A 25,169-nucleotide genomic window follows, 5' to 3' on the forward strand; every position below is an offset into this window, starting at 1 on the left:
TCATCTATTTATCCGCCACTCGAAGACGGCTTTCATTTGATGGTATATAGCTGTTAATTCCGGCGAAACGCGGTTGGCCCCAATCAACTTTCCTTCCAACCTAAAACATAATGCCAGTATCGGGCACTCTGCCGCGAAAGGGCTGTTAAATGCCGGTCACTTACTTTATGCCCGAATTCCATCAATGTTTTTCGCTAGGTTAGCTTTATGAACGCGCCCTCCACCACCAAACAACCCGAACGCTGCCGTGTCCTGCTCGTTGCCCCGCCGCTTGCAGATGCGAACGCACTCGCTGGTCTTCTAACAGCGGCCCTTTCGGGCGGTGATGTCGCAAGCGTGATCCTCGATTCAGGTGATCTTGACGAGGCAAGTTTTCAGGCAGCAGCGCAAAAAGCTGTCCCCGTCATTCAGGCGGCAGGCGCTGCCGCCATTATTCTCAACGATACGCGCATTGCCGGTCGTGTTGGCGCGGATGGCATCCACATCGAAGGCAACACCGCCACGCTTGCGGAGGCCATCGAAAAGCATACGCCCAAAATGATTGTCGGAACCGGCAATCTGCGTGACCGTCACGGCGCGATGGAAATCGGAGAACTTCAGCCCGATTATGTTTTCTTCGGTAAGATTGGCGCTGATACAAAACCCGACGCCCATCCGCGCAACCTCGCATTGGCGCAATGGTGGTCGGAAATGGTCGAGATTCCCAGTATCGCGCAGGCGGGCAATTCGCTGCAAAGCATTATTGCCACAGTCCGCACCGGCGCTGATTTCGTGGCGCTCGGACGCGCCGTCTTCGAAGCGGACGACCCCGCCAAGGCTGTAGCCGAAGCCAACCAGTTGCTCGATGAACACGCTCCCTCTATTGAAAACTGAGTTCACCAAGGTCGCTTCGCCCTCATGAAGAGCAGATTTCTTATCACCGCCGCTTTGATTTTTATGCTTTTCCCTCCACTCGCACTGGCTGCGGGAGAAGCTATCGAAACGCATGGAAACGCAAACAACAAGGGCGACAGACCAGCGGAAAAACCCGTAATGCTGCCCCAGCCCGCCACGACCGGGCCGATGCCCGCAATCGACCCGAACCGCTTTGGCGACAGGCCCCCTGATGAAGCTTTCGGAGCCTATCAGCGCGGCCTTTATCTCACAGCCTTCAACCTCGCCATGCCACTGGCCGAAAAAGGCGATCCGGCATCGCAGACGCTGGTTGCGGAAATATATGCGCGTGGCCTCGGTATCCCTGCTGATCAGGAAAAGGCTGCGCATTGGTATGCCAAGGCAGCGGAGCAAGGCGTCAACGAAGCGCAATTTCGCTATGCGGCTTTGTTGCTTCAGGGCAAATATGTCCAGAAAGACCCGGCCAAAGCCGAAAAGTTGATGCAAAAGGCGGCCGAAGGCGGAAATACCATGGCGCAGTTCAATTACGGCCAGATTCTGCTGATGAAAACCTCTGGAAAGGTAGGGCTTGACGCCGCATTCCCGTGGTTTGAGAAAGCCGCCGAAGCAAAACTGCCCGATGGCGAATATGCGCTCAGCCAGATTTATGCCAATGGCTCTGTCAAGATTGCCCGCAACGATAAAAAGGCCCGTGAATATTTGTTGCGTGCTGCGCAAAAGGGATATGACACAGCACAATTCGATCTGGCGCGCTGGCTGGTCGAAGGCCGTGGCGGCGAGCGCAATTACGAGCAGGGCTTCGGCTGGATGTCTCTGGCCGCACAGCGAGGCACGGTTGCCGCGCAAACCTGGCTTGCGCGGCTTTATCGCGACGGCATCGGCACCGAAGGCAATACGGTCAAGGCTGCGGCATGGTATATCATCGCCCAGCGCGCCGGTTTTCGCGCGCCCGACCTCGATGACATGATGGACGGGCTTACCGACGAACAGCTCAAGCAAGCCGTCGAAACGGCCAATAATCTGCGTGTGCGGTAGATTCAGGCTGTTTTTCGCTTTCAAAACCCTCTGATTGCCCGCTCAGGCTTGCACAAAGAGCCGTTTTGTGGTCTTGGAAACGCCGATTATTGTGGTCCGAGTTAAGATGGACGCAAGCCCCGTGCGCAAGCGGGAGATTGCCTTTCACTCATGATGCACCGGACCATGAACGATTCCACATTTATTCCCGGATCAAGCTTATGAAAATCAATGGTAACGAAATCCGCCCCGGCAATGTCATCGAGCACGATGGCAGCCTGTGGGTTGCGGTCAAGACCAATGCGGTCAAGCCCGGCAAGGGCGGCGCTTACAATCAGGTCGAACTCAAGAACCTCATCAACGGCACCAAGCTCAACGAGCGTTTCCGTGCCGCTGAAACCGTCGAGCGCGTTCGTCTGGAGCAGAAGGACTTCTCGTTCCTTTACGAACAGGGCGACGCGTTGATTTTCATGGATACCGAGTCCTACGAGCAGCTTGAACTGGCGAAGGATTTTGTCGGCGACCGTTCCGCCTTCCTTCAGGACGGTATGATGGTGACTGTCGAGCTTTATGAAGAAAAGCCCATCGGCATCCGTCTGCCCGATCAGGTAACGTTGGCAATTACCGAAGCCGACCCGGTCGTCAAGGGCCAGACTGCAGCTTCTTCCTACAAGCCAGCCATACTTGAAAACGGTATCCGTATCCTCGTTCCGCCATTCATCGGATCGGGCGAGCGCGTGATCGTCGACACCAATGAACTGACCTACGTCAGCCGCGCCTGATCCGGCGCTCCCGCCTCTTCTGGGAGCGGCGCCACTTTCGCTTTGCGGCGCCGCGACGTGGCGCCGCCGTCCAATGTCCGCCTGCGGGCATTGCGACAGTTCTTTCTCAGATTGCTCAGTTTTGAAGGACGATCAAAATGGCTCGTTCAGCCCTCCTCAATGTTATGGTTCAGACCGCCATCAAGGCCGGACGCAGCCTTGCGCGCGATTTCGGCGAAGTCCAGAATCTTCAGGTTTCTCTCAAAGGCCCTGGCGATTATGTCAGCCAGGCAGACCGCCGCGCCGAAAAAATCATCTATACCGAACTGAGCCGTGCTCGCCCGGATTACGGTTTCCTGATGGAAGAATCGGGCGAGGTCGAATCGAAAGACGGGCAGCATCGCTGGCTGGTCGATCCCCTCGACGGTACCACAAACTTCCTGCATGGCATTCCGCTTTTCGCCGTCTCTATCGCTCTTGAGCGTCAGGGACAGATCGTTGCAGGCGTCATCTACAATCCGGCCATGGACGAGCTTTACACTGCCGAACGCGGCGGCGGCGCGTTTCTCAATGATCGCCGCCTGCGTGTTGCCGCACGCGGCAAACTGGTCGATTCGGTCATCGGCACTGGCATTCCGCATCTGGGCCGAGGCCATCACGGTCATTATCTCGTCGAATTGCGCAATGTCATGGCCGAAACCGCTGGCATCCGCCGCATGGGTGCGGTCGCACTAGACCTCGCTTATGTCGCGGGCGGACGCCTGGACGGCTTCTGGGAAGACGGCATGCATCCATGGGATATGGGCGCAGGCATGCTGATGATCCGCGAGGCAGGCGGCTTCATATCCGACAAGAATGGCGGCCAGGAAATTTTTGCCACCAAAAGTATTGTTGCAGGCAACGAGGCTATTCACGGCGCACTTCTCAAGACGCTCAAAAAGCCGATCTGAAATAGAAAACCGGGCGATTTCCCGCCCGGTTTCCGATATTAAGATATTTTTAGCACGGACTAATTTGGAGTATCCGTATACAATGTATAGCTAAATATTAGCCATACATTGCTTGGAGTACATCCAGAAATTTGTGCCCCGAGGTAATAGCAACGTTAAACAGTAGTCCAGCAATAATACTTAACATATTTCACCATTTTCAATTTTGTATTTCTAACGATTCAATATTATTGATGATCACGAAATATAACAATTCGCAATTTTGTATTTTTATATTAGCCCCAATTTTTTATATACCTATAGATGATACTGGCAAGCGAGCGCGCACCACATCAGTGACACGGAATTTTCTTATTTGAAATGATTCCGCTTCGGGAAAGAATGCGATAGGCTCCCGGCCAGAAGCACATCCATGGAGCGAAACGCATGAGCGATTTGAGACTTTCAGGGGAGCGTCCGGGGCGGGAGCAACTGGACGGGGGCCGCGATTATGACCCGTACCGCCTGACAAGCCCACGGATCGTCATTCTGGCCATGGTGATCTTTCTCATTATCGTGGCCTTTCTGGCAGCGATATTGATGCGGCAGATCCATACGTTCTTCGTTACCAATCCCGGCCTGAACGGGCTGATCCTCGGCGTCCTTCTCGTAGGCATCCTGCTCGCCTTTGGACAGGTTCTGCGTCTCATGCCGGAAATCCGCTGGGTCAACTCCTTCCGCCATGGCGATGCGGATGGCTCATCGCGCCCCCCGGTTCTGCTCGCGCCCATGCGTGCACTCATCGGGCGGCGGCAATCCATGGCCCTGTCACCGGCATCCATGCGCTCGATCCTCGATTCCATAGCCACCCGTCTGGATGAAAGCCGCGACATCTCGCGCTATCTGATCGGCCTTCTGGTCTTCCTCGGCCTGCTCGGCACTTTTTGGGGCCTGCTGGAAACAGTCAGCTCCATCGGTCGCACCATTCAATCGCTTGATCCAAGTTCAGGCAGTACAAGCGATGTGCTCGATTCGCTCAAGGCCGGGTTGCAAGCCCCCCTTTCGGGCATGGGGACAGCGTTTTCATCTTCCCTGTTCGGCCTTTCCGGCTCACTCATTCTGGGCTTTCTCGATCTGCAATCGGGCCGTGCCCAGAACCGCTTCTATACCGAACTTGAGAACTGGCTTTCTTCAGTAACCGATCTTGGCTCCGATCTCGCCACCGACACCGGGAATTCGGACGAAATCCGCGTTCTGGCGGACAGGTTGCAGAACATGCATGGCGCAGATGCCTCCGGCCAGCGCACCACCGCCGCTCTCGCCAATCTGGCCGAAGGCATTCAGGGACTGGTCAGGAGCATGCGAAACGAGCAGCAGATCATGCGCGACTGGGCCGAGAAACAGGCCGAGGAGCAAAAGGCCATCCGGCAAACCCTTGAGCGGCTTTCCGACGCCATAGGCGAACGTGCGCACGATCGCACCCGCTCGGAGTAAAGCGCCATGGCTCTCGCTCGTAACCGCCGCCCGCAACGCCATATCGATTACTGGCCCGGCTTTGTCGATGCGCTGACCACCCTGCTTCTCGCCATCATGTTCCTGCTGACCGTTTTCGTGCTGGCGCAATTTCTGCTCAGTCGCGATGTCGACACCAAGGACAGCGCTCTGGCTCGGCTTAACAGCCAGATACAGGAACTCACCCAGCTTCTCTCGCTTGAGCGCAGCAACACCCAGGATATGCAAGACACCATCGTCAACCTGCAAGCTTCGCTCTCCAGCGCCGAAAGCGAACGCTCGCGGCTTCAGTCCCTGCTCAATGAAGGAAGCGGCGCGGGCGCTGCCGCCGAAAAACGGGCGGGCGAGCTTTCGCAAAACCTTGACGCGGAAAGGCAGGTCAGCGCACAGGCGCTCTCGCAGGTGGAACTGCTCAACCAGCAGATATCCGCGCTTCGCCGCCAGATTGCAGCACTCGAAGACGCGCTCGATGCATCCGAATCACGCGACCGCGAATCCAACGCCAAGATTGCAGATCTGGGACGGCGGCTTAATGTGGCGCTGGCGCAGCGTGTGCAGGAACTCAACCGTTATCGCTCCGATTTCTTCGGCCGTCTGCGGGCGATTCTCTCCGACAAGGAAAATATCCGCATAGTCGGGGACCGCTTCGTCTTCCAGTCCGAAGTGCTCTTTCCCACCGGTTCTTCGGATATCAATCCAGCCGGTCTGGAAGAAATGAAGAAACTGGCCGATGCGGTCGTCACGCTCAACCAGGAAATACCTGACGACATTAATTGGGTATTGCGCGTCGATGGTCATACCGACAATGTGCCGCTCGCCGGCACCGGACGCTTCCGCGACAATTGGGAGCTTTCCTCAGCGCGTGCGACCGCCGTGGTCAAATATCTGATCGCAAACGGCGTACCGGCTAATCGCCTGGTCGCCGCAGGTTTTGGTGAATATCAGCCGCTCGACAACGAAGACAGCGCCGAAGCGCGTGCCAAAAACCGCCGCATCGAACTCAAACTGACAGAGAGATAGAAAAACAGGAAGGGCTTCTGCCTTCATCTCCCCTGAAAGGCGTCCACGCCTGCTTCAAATTGCAGTCTGGCGAGGCGCGCATAAATTCCGTCTTTTTCGACGAGACTGCGATGCGTACCCTCTTCCACGATATGACCACGGTCAAGCACCAGAATACGGTCTGCTTTCAGCACCGTGGCAAGGCGATGCGCAACGACGAGCGTGGTGCGTCCCTTCATCAAACCGTCCAGCGCCTTCTGCACCAGCATTTCGCTTTCGGCGTCCAGCGCCGAAGTGGCTTCATCAAGCAGCAATATGGGTGCCGCACGTAAAATGGCGCGCGCAATGGCAATACGCTGGCGCTGCCCGCCAGAAAGCGTAATCCCGCGCTCGCCGACCTGCGTTTCGTACCCTTTGTTCAGCGCCATGATGAAGTCGTGGGCAAGGGCGGCTCTTGCCGCAGCCTCTATGTCCTCGTCACTGGCTCCCGGCCTGCCAAAGCCGATATTTTCCCGGATGCTTGCGGCAAAAATCGTCACATCCTGCGGCACCACCGCGATACGCTGGCGTACGGCGGCAGGAGTCGCGTCCGGCAATGCCACCCCATCCATCAGCACCGCGCCCGACTGCGGATCGTAATAGCGCATGAGCAGCGAAAATACCGTGCTTTTGCCCGCCCCTGACGGACCAACAATTGCAACCGTCTCGCCCGGTTTGACAGTGAAGCTCACACCCTTGAGAGAGGGCGCGTCAGGACGAGTAGGATAGGAGAAATGCACCTGATCGAATACGACCTCGCCGCGAGGTGGCTCCGGCAAGGCCACAGGATTCGCAGGTGAGACAATACCGGGATTTTCATCGAGAATTTCTGCCAGCCGCTCCGTGGCTCCCGCTGCCTGGGCAAGCTCGCCCCCCACTTCCGAGAGCGCTCCGAATGCACTGGCCGCAAAAACCGCATAGAGCACGAATTGCCCCAGCGTGCCTGCGGTAATGGTGCCGGAAAGCACGTCGCGCGAGCCGAACCACAGCACCGCGACGACGCTCGAAAAAATAAGGAAAATCGCAAAAGCGGTCAGGATCGCGCGCGCCTTGATAGAAGAGCGCGCCGCCTGATAGGCCATCTCGACAGCACGGCCAAAGCGGCCCACCACCATGGTTTCATTGGTGAAGGCTTGCAGGGTGCGCATGGCACCGATCTGTTCGCTGGCATAGGCGTTGGCGTCAGCGAGCATGTCCTGCATCCTGCGCGAGCGGCGGCGCACGGAACGGCCAAATGCAATCAGCGGTATGATAATCAGCGGTATGGCGGCAATTACCAACGCCGACAGTTTAGGGCTGGTTATAACCATCATGATCAACGCGCCCACGCCCAGAATGATGTTGCGCAACGCCACGGAAGCGGTCGCGCCGACAGCCGATTTAATCTGCGTGGTATCGACGGCAAGACGCGAGACGATCTCGCCCGACTGCGACCGGTCGAAAAATTCCGGCGAAAGGCTGGTTACATGCGAAAAGACCGCATTGCGCAGATCAGCCACCACGCGCTCACCCAGCGAGATGACAAAGAAATAGCGCAGGCCCGACGCCAGTGCCAGCATCAGCGCCAGAAGCACGAGCATGCCGAAATAATTGTTGACGAAAATGGCGTTTGCACCGGTGAAACCATGATCGATCATCCGGCGCACCGCTACCGGCACGGCAAGCGTAGTGACGGCAGCAAGAACCAGCGAAAACAGTGCGCCAGCGACGAGCGTCTTATAGCGCACAAGGAATGGAATCATTCGCTTCAGCGGCTTCAGGGAGCGGCGTTTACGGTCCTGCTGTGCATCGATATCGGGGTTCATGCGAATTTGACTGCCTCTGCTGGCCATTCTTGAGATTGTACCCTTGTTATTGGCGTGCGCCTGATGTATAGGCTCGCCAACCCTTTTGGAAGCCGTTGCACGCAAGTAACGGGTCTTCATATCTGCCATAGGGCGGAAGTGCCGCAGTTTCCAATGTGAACTGCGCTTTCGCCTCCCAGATTTTCAGGATTGAGAAGATGAAAGCCAATATCCATCCCGACTACCACACCATCAAGGTCGTGATGACCGATGGCACTGAATACATGACCCGTTCAACCTGGGGCAAGGAAGGCGATACGATGAATCTCGATATCGATCCGACCACGCATCCGGCCTGGACCGGTGGTTCGCAGACCCTGCTTGATCGCGGTGGCCGCGTAACCAAGTTCAAAAACCGTTTCGGCAATCTCGGCATCTAATACCGATTTTGTTGGATTTACGAAAAACCCCGCTCTGGCGGGGTTTTTTATTGCCTGCAAACTACGACACACATAAAAAAACTCCCGGTCGAGCCGGGAGTTTCGAGCTTTGACACTGAGCCTGAAATCAAGCGCTGAGCTTTTCCATGATTTCATCGCTTACTTCGAAATTGGTGTAAACGTTCTGCACATCATCATCATCTTCGAGCACATTGAGCAATTTGAGGACGGAGCGCGCCTTTTCCTCGTCAAGTTCGGTATTGGTCTGCGGCTTCCAGATCGTCTTGATCGATTCGGCCTCCCCAAGCGCCGCTTCAAGCGATTTCGACACATCGCCGATGTCCTCGAAGGCGCACAGGATCACATGCTCTTCCTCGCCCGACTGGACATCCTCCGCACCCGCTTCAATGGCTGCTTCCATCACCTTGTCGGCATCGCCCACTTCGGCCTTGTAGATGATTTCGCCAACACGGTCGAACATGAAGGAAACCGAGCCGGTTTCGCCGAGCGACCCGCCAGCCTTGGTGAAGGCCGCGCGCACATTGGAAGCAGTGCGGTTACGGTTGTCGGTCAGCGCCTCGACGATAACGGACACCCCACCGGGACCACGACCTTCATAGCGTACTTCATCATAGTTTTCACTGTCATTGCCCGCCGCCTTCTTGATGGCGCGCTCAATATTGTCCTTGGGCATGGACTGCGCCTTGGCGTTCTGAATCGCCAACCGCAAGCGCGGGTTCATCGTCGGGTCGGGCATACCCTGCTTGGCGGCGACGGTAATTTCGCGCCCCAGCTTGGAAAACATTTTCGACCGCACAGCATCCTGACGCCCTTTGCGGTGCATGATATTCTTAAACTGTGAATGGCCAGCCATAACACCCCTGTTCCGTTTAAATAAAACGCACAGACGAAGCATCACAAAATTGGGGCAGGCCGCAGCTCGGGCTGCCATGCTTTCCGTGCAGATGGGCGCGTTATAAGGAATTGAGCCCCATTCGTCCAGCAAAAGCACAGACTTGCAACTTTCCCTGTCGATAAAACAGTCGACACTCGACGCCGGGCAACAAAATAGATTATCTATAAAATCATGAATCAGCGCGCAAACGAACCCCACGGCGAAACGATAGCCGTTCGCATCAGCCGCATTCTGGCCGACCGCATCATTGCGGGCGAAATCGAACCGGGCACGAAATTGCGGCAGGACCATATCGCGGCGGAGTTCGAAACCAGCCATGTGCCAGTACGTGAAGCTTTCCGCAGGCTCGAAGCACAGGGACTTGCGGTTTCTGAACCGCGTCGCGGCGTGCGCGTGGCCTCTTTCGACATTGGCGAAATCCGCGAAGTGGCGGAAATGCGCGCAGCGCTTGAAGTGCTGGCCCTGCATCATGCGGCACCGCATATAACCCGCGCCACTCTCGATGCGGCGGAAGAAGCAACGCTTGAAGGTGACAAATCGCGCGATGTAAAGAGTTGGGAAGAGGCAAATCGTCGCTTTCACCGGTTGATTCTCGATCCCTGCCGCATGCCGCGCCTACTGGCCGCCATTGACGATCTGCACGCGGCAAGCGCCCGTTTTCTCTTCGCGACCTGGCGCTCGGAATGGGAAACGCGGACCGACCATGACCATCGTGCCATTCTGGACGCATTGCGTCATAACGATATCGATCAGGCAGCGGCCATCCTCGCGCGCCATGTTCAATGGATCGGCCATCGTCCGGTCAAGACAGCGTCGGGAAAGACCCGCGATTCGTTTGCGATCGTTGGCTGACCTGCGTCCTTCTCCTTCCACTTTCTCTTCCCCCCCCCCCCGCAACTCTCGTCGTTTTGCGGGCTTCTTATTTCTCGCTTGCAAATTTCTTCACTTCGCCGGAAATTAAATAGATCGAATCTCTATTTTATCTATAATTTGAGGAAACCATGACAAACATCACCCAAACACACACATCCTTCAGCCCGCTTAGACTTGAAGCCCGTTCCCCGGCGCTGCGACTCGCAGCGGTCACTTTCGGCACATTGATCCTCGCGCTTACATCGCAGATTGAAGTTCCGATGATTCCGGTTCCAATCACGCTGCAAACGCTCATCGTGCCGCTCATCGGCGCGCTTTACGGCTGGCGCCTTGGCCTCGCCACCGTTCTGGCATGGCTCGGCGAAGCCATGATCGGCCTGCCGGTTCTTGCCGGTGGCGCTGGCGGCATTCATCATTTTGCAGGCTCCACCGGCGGATATCTGGTCGCCTTCCCGATCATCGCGGCAATGACTGGCTATCTGGCTGAACGCGGCTGGAACGGCCAGCGCGTCGGCCTTGCTTTCGTGTCGTTCCTCGCTGCCAATCTTCTTTGCCTTGCACTTGGCGCTTTATGGTTATCGAGCCTGATCGGCATGGAAAAGGCCGTCGCCTTCGGCATGACGCCCTTCCTTGCTGGCGCACTCATCAAATCGGCGCTTGGTGCTGCCATCCTCAAGGCTGCGGTCCGAAAATAAGCCCAGATCCCAAAAACGGAAAAAGCCGCCCTTTTGCCAATGGCGGCTTTTTCATTTTGTCTAGCGCATAGAATTTATTGCTGTTTTCGCCTGCGCCGCGCCAACATGTTGAGTGCCTCGACCAGCGCCGAGAACCCCATGGCCGCGTATATATAGCCCTTCGGCACATGATAGCCGAAGCCATCCGCGATCAGCGTCATGCCGATCATCAGCAGGAAACCCAGCGCCAGCATGACGATCGTCGGATTGGCGGCGATGAAGCGCGACAGTGGATCGGCGGCTAGCAGCATGACCGAAACGGCTGCAACAACTGCAATGACCATGATAGCGATTTCATCGGTCATCCCCACGGCGGTAATGATCGAGTCGACCGAGAAAACCAGATCAAGCAACAGAATCTGCACGATAGCTGCCCCGATGGTCAGTTGAGCGACCTTGCCGCCGATATTCTCCTTGCCGTCATCGGGATCGACCGTGTGGTGAATCTCCTTGGTCGCCTTCCAGACAAGGAAAAGTCCGCCTGCGATCAGAATGATGTCGCGCCATGAAAAGCCATGGCCGAAAGCCTCAAAGACCGGCTCTCTCAACTGCACGATAATGGAAATAGTGAAGAGAAGCGCCAGACGCAGAATGAGGGCCGCGCCGATACCGATCCGCCGGGCGCGCGACTGCTGCTCCGCCGGAAGCTTGTTGGTGAGGATCGATATGAAGATCAGGTTGTCGATGCCAAGCACGATTTCCATCGTAACCAGCGTCACAAGTGCGGCCCATCCGGCAGGACTTTCGAGAAAGGCCAGGTGCTCGGCAAAAAACTCCATGTAATCTCCTTACGAAACAATTGCGCCCGTCGGCCCGATGCAAACAGACATGTCGCAAGAAAATAGGGTGCGGCAGCACGCTTTCAATTAGCTGTTCGCAAAAATCAACACCAGAAGTGCGGAATAGTTTCTTCGAGCCTTGGACCCATACGCAAAGGAGCGATTTTTTCTGCAAGGCCCGTGCGGTCGGAAATCTCAATCCCGACGCCGCACAGGGTTGCTTCTCCATTGGCCGCTTCAAAGCGTCTTTTGGACACTTTGGAGAGGAAGCGGTTCAGCGGCTCTTCTTTGTCCATGCCAAGCGAGGAATCATAATCGCCGCACATGCCCGCATCCGACATATAGCCGGTGCTACCGCGCAGAATCTGGCAATCGGCCGTGGGTACATGCGTATGCGTACCGATCACCGCACTGGCGCGGCCATCCACAAAATGGGCGAAACATTGCTTTTCGCTTGTCGCCTCCGCATGGAAATCGAAAAAGACTGCATCTGCCTGCTCACCGAGCGGACAGGCTTCAAGAATTCTCTCGGCCGCCACGAACGGATCATCGAGATCGGGGTGCATGAAGACGCGTCCCATCACATTGGCAACGAGTACGCGTGCGCCGTTGCGGGCGATATAAAGCCCCTCGCCCTTGCCAGCCGTCCCTTTGGGAAAATTGGCCGGGCGAAGAAAACGCTCTTCGCGCTTGGAAAAATCCAGCGCCTCGCGCTGATCCCACACATGGTTGCCAGTGGTAACAACATCCGCACCCGCACGGATAGTGTCATGAAATATCTCTTCGGTAATCCCGAAGCCGCCCGCAGCGTTTTCGCCGTTGACGATCACAAAATCCAGTTTGAGGTCGGAAACCAATCCCGGTAGCTTATCATATACCGCCGTGCGCCCCGATCGCCCCACCATGTCGCCAAGAAAAAGTAATCTCATGAAAAGGTCTTTATCAGCCTTGATCGAAAAAGCGCAAGCCGCTCTCAGTCAGTATCTGATTAAGAGCAATATCATGCGGCTCATTAGGTACATATGCGACTTCCTGACAATCGAAAGCCATGCCGATCAGCAACGGCTGCAGCCCACGGCTGGAAAACCCGGCCAGCGCCCGGTCGTAATGCCCCGCGCCATAGCCCAGCCGGTGTCCTCGCCCGTCAAACCCGGCCAGTGGCATCAGCATGACGGCCGGCTCCGCCAGAGGCGCGTCTTCATCCGGCCCCATGGTGCCAAAACCGGTGGGTACCAGTTCGGCGTCGGGCAGGAATTCACGAAAGGCAATGGTTTCCCGGTCCAGCACCACGGGCAGACAAAGCCTCGCGCCTTTGGTGCGCAATGCGGACAAAAGCGGGCGCGGATCGATTTCAGAGCGGATCGGCCAGTAACCGGCCACCATCGCCTTATCGGGAAGCGCAATCGTTGCTTCCGCCTCCTGCGCCGCACTAAGCGAAGCCTCATAACGATAGCGCGGGTCGAGTGCATCACGGCGCGCGAGAACTTCGCGCCTGAGTGCCTGCTTGTCGTCATTGCGGCTTTCCCCCGCTTGCGCCATCGTGGCTCCTCCAATTTGCGTCAGGACTTTCACAAGGCTTTTCAAGAACCAATAAAAAATGCCCTGAACCGTGCAAACAGTCAATTTCGGCCATAATAACCGCCGCGCAATGCAGCGCCGGAAAGTATCAGAACCATGAGCAGGGAAGGAAGCGGCGACCACGACAGCCGATGGAAGAGATTGATCCCGGGAACCTACAAAGTAGGTGGGCGCCATATGCGAAAGCCCACGGGCCTCCACAGGGATAGCTCCCTTTAAGATCAATAAGGCCCCGGGGATGCTATTACTCCTGTCGGGAAGCGCAGTTCGCCAATGCCTATATAATCCTTGTTGCAGCCCGGCGCCAGTGGCTTACACGGCCTTGGCGAAGAAACTTTCACAAGACAGGATTATGTCAGGAAGTGCCTGAGGCAGGCAGGATGCGCGCCGCAGCCTGTTCGATACGCACCGCCACTTCCGAAAGCATGTCCGTCAGCACCGCATCATTCCTGTCAGCGCTCGCAAGGGCTTCATCGCGCGATCGGCGCAAGGTTTCCGCTTCACTTTCCAGTCCTGTGATGCGCTTCTGCAATTCAGCAAGCTCATCGATCACCATGATACCAGCCATCACTGTGAGGCGCAGGTCGCCTATCTCCCCGAAGGACGATTTGAGATGGGTAACGTATTGATCGAAACGGTCGGCTAGCCCGGCAAGATGTTCTTCCTGCCCTTCGTCGCAAGCCATCCGATAGGCCTTGCCATCGATGGTAACGGTTACGGTTGCCATGGAGCCTCTCCTATCGATCCAGAACGGCGCGGATTGTCTCCATTGCCGTGACAAGGCGGCGCGATACTTCGCGGTTTGCGGCCTCCAGCCGCTCGGCGCGTGCTTCCGACTGGTCCAGTTCCTGGGCAAGCCGACTGCGATCAGCATTCATGCGCTGCACCTCTTCCTCAGCTTCGACAAAGTCGCCTTCCTTGTCCAGCCGCAAGTCAACCGCTTCTTCAAGCGTGTTGAGTGCCTTTTCCAGCCGTTCCAGGACTTGCCTGAGGGTTGTTTCGGGTGCCATCCATATCCTTTCCAGCGTGGCGGTTCTGAATTTTGCATCACTTCGAAGCGACACCGGCGACAAATTCAGTACCAAAGGGCAACTATCTGGCATGGTGTCGCAGGCATCGAATCGTACCAGCCCGACAAGCCTCTTTCAAAAGACTGTAATAATCAGCTCCGCGATAAGCAACAAATGAGGGGGGCAAGCATGGATTCATGCACCGTTATCCGCTCAAAAACGGCTTTTCGGTGGTAGAAGACGAAGCTCCTCCCACTTTATTGGTGCAATCGTGAAGCGTTTACGGCCCAAAACTCATCGATTTATTGACTCCTTATGCGCAGGTGCTATGTGTCCCCATGCCTAAACCAAAGGCATCGCCGCAACCCCGTTAAACCCTCTATGGAAAGACGGCTGAGACCATGACCAATTCCGACAAACAGAACCAGATGGCCAACGCAATCCGCTTTCTCTCGATCGACGCGGTCGAGAAAGCCAACTCCGGCCATCCCGGCCTGCCCATGGGCGCAGCCGACATAGCGACCACGCTTTACACCCGCTTTCTCTCGCACGACCCGCAGAACCCGCATTGGCCGGATCGCGACCGTTTCGTGCTTTCTGCCGGTCACGGCTCGATGCTGCTCTATTCGCTGCTTTATCTTTCGGGCTACGAAGACATCACCATCGATGAAATCAAGAATTTCCGTCAACTCGGTTCGCGCACTGCCGGCCATCCCGAATATGGTCACGCCGCAGGCATCGAGACGACAACCGGCCCGCTCGGTCAGGGCATTGCCAATGCCGTCGGCATGGCGCTGTCCGAACGCATTCTCAATGCCCAGTTCGGCGACAGCCTTGTCGATCACTATACTTATGTGATCGCTGGTGACGGCTGTCTCATGGAAGGCATCAGCCAGGAAGCCATCGCGCTTGCCGGCCATCTCAAGCTCAACAAGCTCATCGTCTTCTGGGATGACAACAACATTTCCATCGACGGCCCTGTCACGCTTTCCGACAATACCAATCAGCCTGCCCGTTTCGCCGCTTCCGGCTGGAATACGATGGCTGTCGACGGTCACGATCAGGAAGCCATCGCCAAGGCCATCGAACTGGCTAAAGTTTCCGACCGCCCGACCCTGATTGCTTGCAAGACGACCATTGGTTTCGGCTCGCCCAACAAGGCTGGAACCAACAAGGTCCACGGTTCGCCACTGGGCGCGGAAGAAATCGCCGCGACCCGCAAGGCTCTTGGCTGGACTGCCGAACCTTTTACCGTTCCGGCGGAAATTCTCGATGGCTGGCGCGTGGCTGGCCTCAATGCCGCCAAGAAGCGTCAGGAATGGGAAAAGCGTTTCGCTGCCGTTGATGCGGATACCCGCGCCGAATTTGAGCGTCGTATGCGTGGCGACCTGCCCGTCGGTTTCGATGATGTGATCAACGAATACAAGAAGAAGCTTTCCGCAGAAAAGCCGAAGGTCGCGACCCGCAAATCCTCGGAAATGGCGCTGGAAGTCATCAATGGCGTTGTGCCGGAAACAGTCGGCGGCTCCGCTGACCTGACCGGCTCCAACAATACCAAGACCAGCCAGACCAAGGCTGTTACCCCGGAAAATTATGGTGGCCGTTATATCCACTATGGCATCCGCGAACATGGCATGGCTGCTGCAATGAACGGAATCACGCTGCATGGCGGCCTGATTCCTTATTCCGGCACCTTCCTGACGTTCTCGGATTATGCCCGTCCGGCCATGCGTCTTTCTTCGCTGATGGGCATCCGCGTCGTCTATGTCATGACGCATGATTCCATCGGTCTTGGTGAAGACGGCCCGACCCACCAGCCGGTCGAGCATCTGGCCGTGTTGCGCGCCATCCCCAATCATAATGTCTTCCGCCCGGCAGATGCCGTAGAAGCGGCAGAATGCTGGCAACTGGCGCTCAAGTCGAAAAAGACCCCTTCGACATTGGCGCTGACCCGCCAGAATCTGCCGACCGTGCGCACCGAGCATCACGACGAGAACCTCTGCGCCCATGGCGCTTACGAACTCGCCGCCGCAAGCAGTGACGCCAAAGTCACGATCTTCGCATCCGGATCGGAAGTGGAAATCGCTCTGAAAGCGCGCACTCTGCTGGAAGGCAAGGGCATTGCGACTCGCGTGGTTTCCGTGCCCTGCTTCGAACTGTTTGAAGAGCAGAGCGACGCCTACAAGCAGGCGACCCTCGGCAATGCGCCAGTCAAGGTTGCCATCGAAGCGGCAATTTCGCTGGGCTGGGAACGCTTCATCGGCGAGAACGGCGTCTTTATCGGCATGAAGGGTTTTGGCGCTTCCGGCGAGATCAACGATCTCTACAAGCATTTCGGAATCACCGCCGAACATGCTGCCGAGGCTGCGGAAAAGAAGCTCACCACCGCCGCATGATTTTTGGAACGCCGGTGTCGCAAAACGCCGGCGTTTGTCTTTCCAGTCAGGATTACCCAAATAACACTGGCTGAATTACAGCCCTATATGCAGAACCCCGTCGGGAGATTTAGAGAAAATGGCAGTTCGCGTCGCAATCAACGGTTTTGGCCGCATCGGCCGCAATGTCCTTCGCGCTATCGTCGAGTCGGGCCGCACCGACATTCAGGTCGTTGCGATCAACGATCTCGGCCCGGTCGAGACCAACGCGCATCTTTTGCGTTATGACAGCGTCCATGGGCGTTTCCCCCATGAGGTGAAGGTTGCTGGCGACACCATTGATGTGGGCTACGGCCCGATCAGGGTTCATGCGGTTCGCAACCCAGCCGAACTGCCCTGGAAAGAAGAAGGCGTGGATATCGCCCTTGAATGCACCGGCATCTTTACTGCCCGCGACAAGGCAGCACAGCATCTGGAAGCTGGCGCAAAGCGCGTTCTCGTTTCGGCTCCCGGCGATGGCGCTGACCTGACCGTCGTATACGGCGTCAACCATGACAAGCTGACCAAGGATCACATCGTCGTTTCCAACGCCTCGTGCACCACCAACTGCCTTGCGCCGGTGGCCATGATCCTCAACAATGCTTTCGGCATTGAAAAAGGCTTCATGACGACGATCCACGCCTATACGGGTGATCAGCCGACGCTCGACACCATGCATAAGGATCTCTACCGCGCACGCGCTGCCGCCATGTCGATGATCCCGACATCAACGGGCGCTGCCAAGGCTGTCGGCCTCGTTCTGCCGGAACTCAAGGGCAAGCTCGACGGCACGTCCATTCGCGTTCCGACCCCGAACGTTTCGGTCATCGACTTCAAGTTCCTGGCGAAGAAGAATGTGACCGTCGAAGAAGTGAACGCCGTTTTGGTCGCTGCTTCCGAAGGTCCGCTCAAGGGCATTCTGGCCTATACGAACGACCCGCTCGTCTCCATCGACCTCAACCACAATCCGGCATCGTCCACCTTCGCCCTTGACCAGACCAAGGTCATCGAAGGCAATCTCGTGCGCGTGATGTCCTGGTACGACAATGAATGGGGCTTCTCCAACCGTATGTCCGATACGGCTGTTGCCATGGGCAAGCTGCTCTGATTTGTGAATAACGCCCCTTCATCCGGAGGGGCGTTATTCGTTCTGCCATGAAGAATTTTCAAGGATCATGCCAATGAGTTTCCGCACTCTCGACGATGCCGACGTCAAATCGAAACGCGTTCTTGTCCGGGTTGACCTCAATGTGCCGATGGCTGACGGAGACGTCACCGATCTGACCCGTATCGAACGTATTGTGCCAACCATCAAGGAACTCACGCAGAAGGGCGCGAAGGTCATCCTGCTGGCCCATTTCGGCCGTCCCAAGGGCGTTGCGTCGGATGAGAATTCGCTCCGACAGGTCGTCAAGCCGCTGGCCAAAGTGCTTGGCCACGCCGTTCACTTCGCTGACGACTGCATTGGCGACAAGGCCAAAGCCGCTATTGACGCGCTCAAGGATAGCGACATCCTGCTTCTCGAAAATACCCGCTTTCATAAGGGCGAGGAAAAGAACGATCCCGAATTCGTGCAGGCTCTTGCCGCCAATGGCGATCTTTACGTCAATGACGCCTTTTCCGCCGCTCACCGTGCCCATGCATCGACGGAAGGCCTGGCGCATGTGCTGCCAGCCTATGCCGGTCGCGCCATGCAGGCGGAACTCGAAGCGCTGGAAAAGGGTCTCGGCGATCCCGCCCGTCCCGTGGTGGCGATCGTCGGCGGCGCCAAGGTTTCAACCAAGCTCGATCTGCTCTCCAATCTGATTGAAAAGGTCGATGCACTGGTCATTGGCGGCGGCATGGCCAATACGTTCCTTGCAGCCCAGGGCCACGATGTCGGCAAATCGCTGTGCGAACATGACCTTGCCCAGACCGCGCGCGACATCATGGCGAAGGCGGAAAAAACCAAATGCGCCATCATCCTGCCTGTTGACGCGGTTGTGGGCTGGCATTTTGCCGCCGACACGCCCAACCAGACCTATGGCATCGATGCCGTCCCCGCTGACGGCATGATTCTCGATGCGGGCAGCCTGTCCACAGACCTGATTGCGTCCGCCGTAGACGACGCGGCAACGCTCATCTGGAACGGGCCGCTCGGCGCTTTTGAATTGCGCCCCTTTGATGCGGCAACCGTCAAGACGGCGCGCCATGTCGCAGCCCGCACCAAGGCTGGCAAGCTCGTTTCAGTGGGCGGCGGCGGTGACACCGTAGCAGCCCTCAACCATGCGGGCGTGGCCGATGATTTCACCTATATTTCGACGGCAGGCGGCGCTTTCCTCGAATGGATGGAAGGCAAACCGCTGCCCGGTGTGAATATGCTGAAGAAATAGGCTTATTCTTTCGGGGTCAGCCGCAGCAATCGGCCCGGATTATCGTCCTCGATCAGCCAAATTGCGCCATCGGACGCAACGGCTACATCGCGGATGCGGTTTTCCATGGTAAAGCGCTCGGCCTCGTCGGGCTGTCCATCGCTGTTGATGACGACACGCACCAACGCCATGACCGAAAGCCCCCCAATCAAGGCCGAACCGTCCCAATCAGCAAACATCTTGCCTTTATAGAAGGCCAACCCCGCCGGAGCGATCACCGGCGTCCAGAACAAAGGCGGGGCCTCAAAGTCCGGTCGAGTGCTATGGCGTGGAATCGGCCTGCCGCTATAATTGTCGCCATTGGAAACCAGCGGCCAGCCATAATTGAGGCCCGACTTGATGTGATTAAACTCATCGCCTCCACGCGGCCCCATTTCATGCTCCCATAATTTTCCATCCGCCGCGAAAGCAAGACCATACGGATTGCGATGGCCAGTCGACCATGTCAGCGCTTTTATGCCGTCCTCATTTGCATAGGGATTGTCCGCAGGCACGGAACCGTCGAGATTCATACGCAAGATTTTGCCCATGGGCGCATTGTCGTTCTGGGCAGTTGCAGGCTCCATGCGGTCGCCGACCGTAAGAAACAGATGCTTACCGTCCGGCGCAAAGGCGATAATTCCGCCCGGCTGGCCGCCGCGTGCGGCAACCGTCTGTTCCCAGATTGCCACTTTGTCTTCAAGCTTCGCCTTGCCGCCATTTTCATTGAGTATCGCGCGTGCCAGAATAACCCTGCTGCCACCGTTCGCCGGGGCATTGAAGGTGAAATAGATTGCCTTGCTCGTTTTGAAATCGGGCGCTGGCGCAATATCCAGCAAGCCATTCTGGCCGCTATAAGAAACCTCGGGAACCCCCGCGACTTTCGTCTTTTCGCCCCCCTGGGTAATGATGAAAACCCTGCCGCCCTTTTCCGTGAGAAGCAGCCGGTCGTCGGGCAGGAACGCTATCGCCCATGGCGTGTCGAATTCTGCGATGGCGGTGATATTGAACGGCGCTTGCGTCCTTGCTTCGCGTCCGCCCGCATTGATGCTTTCCGCACGGACAATTTGCGGCGCAAGGACGATCATGAATGCCGCCAGAAACATTGGCAGATCTGCAAGAATCCGACGCATTTCTCCTCCTTTTTCTATCTCCATTAAATGGGGTTTGGCACGCCAATGTCAAAGAGCGCACTTGAGAGAGGACGGAACTTGCGATTTTGCGATCGGGCTTATGTTCCCGTGAAATGAAAACCGAGGGTCAGCGCCATAATCAGAATGGCCACAACGGCGATCTTCCAGAAATCACCCCGCCGCCTTAGCCCCGGCAAACCGAGCGGCTTGATGATATGCAATCCCATAAGCGCCAATAACAGTACGGGCAAAATCTTGGTCACAACATGCCTTTGCTTTCCTGATCGTTTCTTGTGCCGCAGTCGCATCGAAGCTGCAAGTACACAAACACTTGCCAATCATTCTGTATCGTATCAATCTTAAGTTTGATGGACGCGGCCACGCTGCTTTGCTCTGTCCCAGGGCAGAACCTTGTCGTGTTTCTCGGAGGAGCAATATGACTTCAAAATATGCTGAAACCTATGGGGCCTGGCAGAGCAACCCGGAAGCCTTCTGGGCGGATGCCGCTGGAGCGGTCGACTGGTTCAAGCCATGGGATCAGGTTTTTGCAGCAGATCAGGGTATTTATGGCCGCTGGTTTGCAGGAGCGCAGTGCAATACCTGCTACAATGCGCTCGACCGGCATGTGGCCAACGGGCGAGGCGACCAGATCGCCCTCATCTATGAAAGCCCTGTCACCAATCGGGTGCGCAAGATCACCTATCGCGAATTGCTCGAAGAGGTCGAGGCGCTTTCCGCAGTCATGATCGATCATGGCGCAAAAAAAGGCGACCGTATTCTCATCTATATGCCCATGGTGCCGGAAGCTGCCGTCGCCATGCTCGCATGCGCGCGTATCGGAGCTGTACATTCCGTGGTCTTTGGCGGTTTCGCCGCCAGCGAACTGGCGACCCGCATCGACGACGCCCGGCCTGTCATGATCGTCGCAGGCTCCTGCGGCATCGAGCCGACGCGCGTAGTTCCCTATCAGGACATGCTCGACAAGGCCATCGACCTCGCCCGACACAAGGTTTCGCATTGCATTATCCTGCAACGACCCGAGCATCAGCACCAACTGGTCGAGGGCCGCGACATCGACTACAAGGCCGCAGTGGACGCTGTGCGGGGCCGTCACATCCCCTGCACGCCGGTCGACGCCACCGACCCGCTCTATGTGCTCTACACTTCCGGCACGACGGGCGAACCCAAGGGAGTCGTGCGTGATAATGGCGGCCATATGGTGGCACTTATCTGGTCGATGAAACATGTCTTCGACGTCAGCCCTGGACAGGTCTTCTGGGCCGCGTCCGATGTTGGCTGGGTTGTCGGCCATTCCTACATCGTCTATGCGCCGCTGCTCGCAGGGGCCACAAGCATTCTCTTCGAAGGCAAGCCCATCGGCACACCCGATGCGGGTACTTACTGGCGCATTATCGCCGAACATGGCGTCGAAGTGATGTTCACCGCACCGACCGCCCTGCGCGCCATCAAGAAGGAAGATGCCGACGGCAATTTTGTCCGCCGCTACGACCTGTCGAAATTCCGCGCACTCTTTCTGGCCGGAGAGCGCGCCGATCCCGACACGATCCACTGGGCAGAAAATCTGCTGGGCTGTCCGGTCATTGATCATTGGTGGCAGACCGAAAGCGGTTGGCCGATGGTGGCGAACCCGCTTGGCCTGGGACTGCTCGAAACCAGATATGGCTCGCCCGCCGTCTGCCTGCCGGGCTACGATATTCATGTTCTGGATGATGAAGGCCATGAAGTGGAACGCGGCCAGCTTGGCAATATTCTCATCCGGCTGCCTCTGCCGCCCGGTTGCCTGCCGACGCTATGGAATGCCGATGATCGCTTCCGCAAGGCCTATCTCGCCGAGTTTCCCGGCTATTATAAAACAGCCGATGCCGGCTACATGGACCGCGATGGCTATCTCTATATCATGAGCCGCACCGACGACATTATCAACATTGCCGGCCACCGCCTGTCGACGGGTGCGATGGAGGAAGTGCTCTCGACTCACCCCGATGTGGCCGAATGCGCGGTGCTTGGCATCTCCGATCCAGTCAAGGGGCAGGTCCCCTGCGGTCTTCTCGTGCTCAAATCCAATATCGACCGCGATCTGCATGAGGTCGAGGCGGAATGCGTTACCATGATTCGCGACAAGATCGGACCTGTTGCCTCTTTCCGGCTCGCATTGACCGTCAAGCGCCTGCCCAAGACCCGCTCCGGCAAGATACTGCGCTCGACGATCCAGAAAATTGCCGATGGCGAGCAATGGAAAATGCCCGCCACCATCGACGATCCGGCGATACTCGATGAGATAAGAGCGGTCCTGAGCGAGCGTCATATCGGCCTGGCATTTGCTTAGGGAATATCTCTCAAAACCGGTCTTGACCGGCAGTTTTCACAAGTTCACTCTTCGCCAAAAATCGGAGAGATTTCATGCAGCTTGAAGGCAAGGTAGCTATCGTTACGGGTGCAGCGCGCGGTATTGGCTATGCTATAGCAAAACGCTTTCTGATGGATGGCGCAAGCGTTGTCCTATCGGACGTGAATGGTGCAGCAGCCTCACGCGCCGTCAAGGATCTCGAACAATATGGCAATATCCACCCTGTCGCCGCCGATGTTGGCGACAAGCTCGATGTGCACAACCTGCTGACATACACGACGACCAATCTGGGCGAGGTCGATATTCTCGTCAACAATGCCGGGATCGTGCACCGGGCGGAATTCCTCGACCTAAAGGAAGAGGATTTCGATCGTGTCATGCGCGTCAATCTGAAGGGCGCGCTTCTGTGCGGACAGGCTGCCGCCAAACGCATGGTTGCGCGCGTGGAAGCGGGCGGCGACGCCGGTACGATCATAAACATATCATCGGTAAATGCCATTTTCGGCCTACCTGACCAGCTTGCCTATTCCGTTTCCAAAGGCGGCATGAACCAGCTCACTCGGGCAATGGCGATAGCACTGGCGCAATGGGGTATCCGCGTGAACGCCATAGGCCCTGGCTCCATCGAGACCGAAATGCTTTCTGCAGTCAATGAGAATGCGGAAAGCCGCAAGAGGCTCCTGTCGCGCACTCCGCTGGGTCGCGTCGGCCAGCCAGACGAGATAGCCGCCATCGCATCCTTCCTCGCCTCGCCGGATTCAAGCTACGTGACAGGGCAGACGATCTATGCGGATGGTGGACGCTTGCCGCTCAATTATACGGTTCCAGCCTCCTGACAGAAGGCTGTCAGGAGGACTATGCGATAGTGCGTTTCCATAGATGAGGGAGACTTGCCATGACTATCGCGATTGCACCACTGATCGCCATATTGAAAGAATATAAGCGCAGACAAGATGCTCGCCGTCGTTTCGTGCGCACACAGCGCACCATCGATGGGCTGCCCAAGGAACTGCGCAAAGATATGGGATGGCCGGATCGCTATCTCGAACAGTGCCGCAAGGGAGAATGATACCGGAATGCGCCGCGCCGATCGCCTGTTTCAGATTGTTCAGCACCTGCGCGGTGGCAGGCTTGTCACCGCGCACCAGCTTGCCGGGCGGCTGGAGGTCTCCGAACGCACCATTTACCGTGATATAGCCGACCTTCAATCAACGGGCGTGCCCATCGATGGCGAAGCCGGCGTCGGTTATATATTGCGCCAGGGATTCGAGCTCCCCCCTCTGATGTTCACCCGCGACGAGATCGTGGCGCTCGTTGCTGGTGCCCGCCTGATCCGCGCCTGGGGCGGTGTATCCATGGCGCGCGGAGCGGAAGAGGCGCTGGTCAAGATTGAAGCCGTATTGCCCAAACAAGAGCGTGCCCGCATCACCGGTACGCAGATTCATTCACCTTCGGCAAGCATCAGCGTAAGCGAGCGCCGCATCATCGATGCCGTGGAACGCGCTGTGGATCAAAGCAACGTTCTCAACATCCGCTATCGTGATCTTGAGCTGAAAGAAAGCGAACGTGACATTCGTCCCCTGGGCCTGTGGTTCTGGGGCAAGGTATGGACGGTGATCGGGTGGTGCGAATTGCGTGATGCATTTCGCACCTTCCGCACGGATCGCATTCTCGAAGCCAATGATGCCGGTCGCCATTTCCGCGCCGAGCGCGGCAAAACACTGACGGACTTTTATCGCTTGATGGAGCTGAGCGAATATAATGCCTTCAAGGATTAGCCACGCCTCCCGAGCCATTCCTCCCGGGAATCAAAAAAGCCCGGTTTTACCGGGCTTTTTTTCAATTCATCCGTAAATAATTATTCTTCATCTTCGTCTTCGTCGCTTTTCGGGCCCTGAAGGGAGGACAGCTTGGCAAAAACCTTGTCCGCATCCAGTTCTTCCTCTTCCGCCGGTGCTTCGTCACGATAATCGAGGTTTTCGGTCGCCGATGCTGGCAGCAGGGTGCTGTCCTCCGCTGCGGCAGGACGATTACGGGCAGCACGATCAACTTCAAGATCCAGATCGATCTGCGAGCAAAGGCCCAATGTGACCGGATCCATGGCCGTCAGATTGGGCGAATTCCAGTGAGTGCGATTGCGAATCTGTTCGATGGTCGATTTCGTCGTGCCTATCAGGCGCGAAATCTGGGCATCCTTGAGTTCAGGATGATTACGCACCAGCCACAAAATCGCATTCGGACGATCCTGACGCTTGGAAAGCGGCGTATAGCGCGGTCCCTTGCGCTTGGCTTCCGGCACTCGCACCTTGGGATCGGCAAGCTTGAGGCGATGATTAGAATCTTTCTCGCCCTTGGCAATTTCCTCGCGGGAAAGCTGTCCAGTGATGACCGGATCAAGTCCCTTGATACCCTGCGAAGCTTCACCGTCGGCGATTGCCTTGACCTCAAGCGGATGCAATTTGCAGAATGCTGCGATCTGATCAAAAGACAGCGCCGTATTATCGACAAGCCAGACGGCCGTTGCTTTCGGCATAAGAAGCTGGGTGGCCATTAGATATAATCCTCTTGTTCGTCCGCTCCGGGGGCGCGGGCCGTGGGCAAA

At 56.9% G+C, this 25,169-nt stretch carries 26 protein-coding genes and 1 other RNA gene; 16 read left to right on the forward strand and 11 right to left on the reverse strand.

Translation table 11 applies throughout. From position 1 onward, the window contains the following. Positions 1–207: 207 nt before the first annotated feature. The 6 genes from KUG47_RS14600 to KUG47_RS14625 all read left to right on the forward strand — a co-directional run bounded on the left by KUG47_RS14600 (position 208) and on the right by KUG47_RS14625 (position 6,130). Complete coding sequence (locus KUG47_RS14600) at positions 208–873, forward strand: thiamine phosphate synthase (RefSeq protein WP_217678712.1); 666 nt, start codon at positions 208–210, stop codon at positions 871–873. 24 nt (positions 874–897) lie between these two features. Next, positions 898–1,929: a tetratricopeptide repeat protein gene (locus KUG47_RS14605; RefSeq protein ID WP_217678713.1), complete on the forward strand. Its 1,032-nt coding sequence runs from the start codon at positions 898–900 to the stop codon at positions 1,927–1,929. A gap of 200 nt (positions 1,930–2,129) precedes the next feature. Beyond that, entirely contained in the window at positions 2,130–2,690 is a 561-nt protein-coding gene (gene efp, locus KUG47_RS14610) for an elongation factor P (RefSeq protein ID WP_217678714.1), read from the forward strand. Between the two features lie 137 nt (positions 2,691–2,827). Then, positions 2,828–3,619 carry an inositol monophosphatase family protein gene (locus tag KUG47_RS14615; protein WP_217678715.1) on the forward strand — a complete coding sequence of 264 codons (792 nt, stop codon included), beginning with the start codon at positions 2,828–2,830 and terminating at the stop codon, positions 3,617–3,619. A 426-nt stretch (positions 3,620–4,045) separates the two neighbouring features. Continuing rightward, a complete protein-coding gene (locus KUG47_RS14620) occupies positions 4,046–5,092 on the forward strand; it encodes a MotA/TolQ/ExbB proton channel family protein (RefSeq protein WP_217678716.1) in 1,047 nt (348 codons plus the stop codon). 6 nt (positions 5,093–5,098) lie between these two features. Then, positions 5,099–6,130, forward strand: coding sequence for a peptidoglycan -binding protein (locus tag KUG47_RS14625; RefSeq protein WP_217678717.1), 1,032 nt, complete (start codon positions 5,099–5,101; stop codon positions 6,128–6,130). A 23-nt stretch (positions 6,131–6,153) separates the two neighbouring features. On the opposite strand, the gene KUG47_RS14630 is transcribed toward KUG47_RS14625, so the two are convergent. Then, a complete protein-coding gene (locus KUG47_RS14630; protein ID WP_217678718.1) occupies positions 6,154–8,082 on the reverse strand; it encodes an ABC transporter transmembrane domain-containing protein in 1,929 nt (642 codons plus the stop codon). 68 nt (positions 8,083–8,150) lie between these two features. Here KUG47_RS14630 and rpmE point away from each other — a divergent pair, with 68 nt between their 5' ends. Continuing rightward, a complete protein-coding gene (gene rpmE, locus KUG47_RS14635; protein WP_002964804.1) occupies positions 8,151–8,372 on the forward strand; it encodes a 50S ribosomal protein L31 in 222 nt (73 codons plus the stop codon). Positions 8,373–8,499: 127 nt separating this feature from the next. Here the strand turns inward: rpmE and KUG47_RS14640 are convergent, their stop codons facing one another. After that, positions 8,500–9,246, reverse strand: coding sequence for a YebC/PmpR family DNA-binding transcriptional regulator (locus KUG47_RS14640; RefSeq protein ID WP_217678719.1), 747 nt, complete (start codon positions 9,244–9,246; stop codon positions 8,500–8,502). A 213-nt stretch (positions 9,247–9,459) separates the two neighbouring features. Here KUG47_RS14640 and KUG47_RS14645 point away from each other — a divergent pair, with 213 nt between their 5' ends. Together KUG47_RS14645 and KUG47_RS14650 are read left to right on the forward strand one after the other, a co-directional pair. Beyond that, positions 9,460–10,140, forward strand: a complete 681-nt coding sequence (locus KUG47_RS14645) for a GntR family transcriptional regulator (protein WP_217678720.1) — start codon at positions 9,460–9,462, stop codon at positions 10,138–10,140. A 149-nt stretch (positions 10,141–10,289) separates the two neighbouring features. Then, positions 10,290–10,856: a biotin transporter BioY gene (locus KUG47_RS14650; RefSeq protein ID WP_217678721.1), complete on the forward strand. Its 567-nt coding sequence runs from the start codon at positions 10,290–10,292 to the stop codon at positions 10,854–10,856. A 74-nt stretch (positions 10,857–10,930) separates the two neighbouring features. On the opposite strand, the gene KUG47_RS14655 is transcribed toward KUG47_RS14650, so the two are convergent. From KUG47_RS14655 to KUG47_RS14680, 6 genes are all read right to left on the reverse strand, one after another. Further along, positions 10,931–11,674: a TerC family protein gene (locus KUG47_RS14655; protein WP_217678722.1), complete on the reverse strand. Its 744-nt coding sequence runs from the start codon at positions 11,672–11,674 to the stop codon at positions 10,931–10,933. A 104-nt stretch (positions 11,675–11,778) separates the two neighbouring features. Continuing rightward, a complete protein-coding gene (locus KUG47_RS14660; RefSeq protein WP_217678723.1) occupies positions 11,779–12,603 on the reverse strand; it encodes a TIGR00282 family metallophosphoesterase in 825 nt (274 codons plus the stop codon). Positions 12,604–12,616: 13 nt separating this feature from the next. Next, entirely contained in the window at positions 12,617–13,213 is a 597-nt protein-coding gene (locus KUG47_RS14665; RefSeq protein WP_217678724.1) for a 5-formyltetrahydrofolate cyclo-ligase, read from the reverse strand. Positions 13,214–13,365: 152 nt separating this feature from the next. Then, positions 13,366–13,524: non-coding RNA, 6S RNA (gene ssrS / locus KUG47_RS14670), on the reverse strand. An 83-nt stretch (positions 13,525–13,607) separates the two neighbouring features. Continuing rightward, positions 13,608–13,979 (reverse strand): cell division protein ZapA, encoded by a 372-nt coding sequence (locus tag KUG47_RS14675; RefSeq protein WP_217678725.1) that lies wholly within the window; start codon positions 13,977–13,979, stop codon positions 13,608–13,610. A gap of 10 nt (positions 13,980–13,989) precedes the next feature. Then, positions 13,990–14,262, reverse strand: a complete 273-nt coding sequence (locus KUG47_RS14680) for a DUF4164 domain-containing protein (protein WP_217678726.1) — start codon at positions 14,260–14,262, stop codon at positions 13,990–13,992. Between the two features lie 401 nt (positions 14,263–14,663). On the opposite strand from KUG47_RS14680, the gene tkt reads away from it, so the two are divergent. From tkt to KUG47_RS14695, 3 genes are all read left to right on the forward strand, one after another. Then, positions 14,664–16,658: a transketolase gene (gene tkt / locus KUG47_RS14685; protein WP_217678727.1), complete on the forward strand. Its 1,995-nt coding sequence runs from the start codon at positions 14,664–14,666 to the stop codon at positions 16,656–16,658. Positions 16,659–16,776: 118 nt separating this feature from the next. After that, the gene (gap, locus tag KUG47_RS14690) at positions 16,777–17,784 is read left to right on the forward strand and encodes a type I glyceraldehyde-3-phosphate dehydrogenase (protein WP_217678728.1); all 1,008 of its coding nucleotides are present in this window, start codon (positions 16,777–16,779) and stop codon (positions 17,782–17,784) included. Positions 17,785–17,857: 73 nt separating this feature from the next. Beyond that, positions 17,858–19,048, forward strand: coding sequence for a phosphoglycerate kinase (locus tag KUG47_RS14695; RefSeq protein WP_217678729.1), 1,191 nt, complete (start codon positions 17,858–17,860; stop codon positions 19,046–19,048). A gap of 2 nt (positions 19,049–19,050) precedes the next feature. Here KUG47_RS14695 and KUG47_RS14700 read toward each other — a convergent pair whose 3' ends face one another. Further along, positions 19,051–20,199 carry a PQQ-dependent sugar dehydrogenase gene (locus KUG47_RS14700; protein WP_217678730.1) on the reverse strand — a complete coding sequence of 383 codons (1,149 nt, stop codon included), beginning with the start codon at positions 20,197–20,199 and terminating at the stop codon, positions 19,051–19,053. Between the two features lie 98 nt (positions 20,200–20,297). Next, entirely contained in the window at positions 20,298–20,507 is a 210-nt protein-coding gene (locus tag KUG47_RS14705) for a hypothetical protein (RefSeq protein WP_217678731.1), read from the reverse strand. Between the two features lie 128 nt (positions 20,508–20,635). On the opposite strand from KUG47_RS14705, the gene KUG47_RS14710 reads away from it, so the two are divergent. The 4 genes from KUG47_RS14710 to KUG47_RS14725 all read left to right on the forward strand — a co-directional run bounded on the left by KUG47_RS14710 (position 20,636) and on the right by KUG47_RS14725 (position 24,345). Beyond that, the gene (locus KUG47_RS14710) at positions 20,636–22,546 is read left to right on the forward strand and encodes a propionyl-CoA synthetase (protein ID WP_217678732.1); all 1,911 of its coding nucleotides are present in this window, start codon (positions 20,636–20,638) and stop codon (positions 22,544–22,546) included. Positions 22,547–22,620: 74 nt separating this feature from the next. After that, a complete protein-coding gene (locus tag KUG47_RS14715; protein ID WP_217678733.1) occupies positions 22,621–23,403 on the forward strand; it encodes an SDR family NAD(P)-dependent oxidoreductase in 783 nt (260 codons plus the stop codon). A gap of 59 nt (positions 23,404–23,462) precedes the next feature. Next, a complete protein-coding gene (locus tag KUG47_RS14720) occupies positions 23,463–23,636 on the forward strand; it encodes a hypothetical protein (protein WP_217678734.1) in 174 nt (57 codons plus the stop codon). A 7-nt stretch (positions 23,637–23,643) separates the two neighbouring features. Beyond that, complete coding sequence (locus KUG47_RS14725; RefSeq protein WP_217678735.1) at positions 23,644–24,345, forward strand: helix-turn-helix transcriptional regulator; 702 nt, start codon at positions 23,644–23,646, stop codon at positions 24,343–24,345. Between the two features lie 80 nt (positions 24,346–24,425). On the opposite strand, the gene KUG47_RS14730 is transcribed toward KUG47_RS14725, so the two are convergent. Continuing rightward, complete coding sequence (locus tag KUG47_RS14730; RefSeq protein WP_217678736.1) at positions 24,426–25,118, reverse strand: DUF1013 domain-containing protein; 693 nt, start codon at positions 25,116–25,118, stop codon at positions 24,426–24,428. Positions 25,119–25,169: the final 51 nt, after the last annotated feature.

The organism is Falsochrobactrum tianjinense, assembly GCF_019100495.1.
Taxonomy (GTDB): Bacteria; Pseudomonadota; Alphaproteobacteria; order Rhizobiales; family Rhizobiaceae; genus Brucella; species Brucella tianjinense.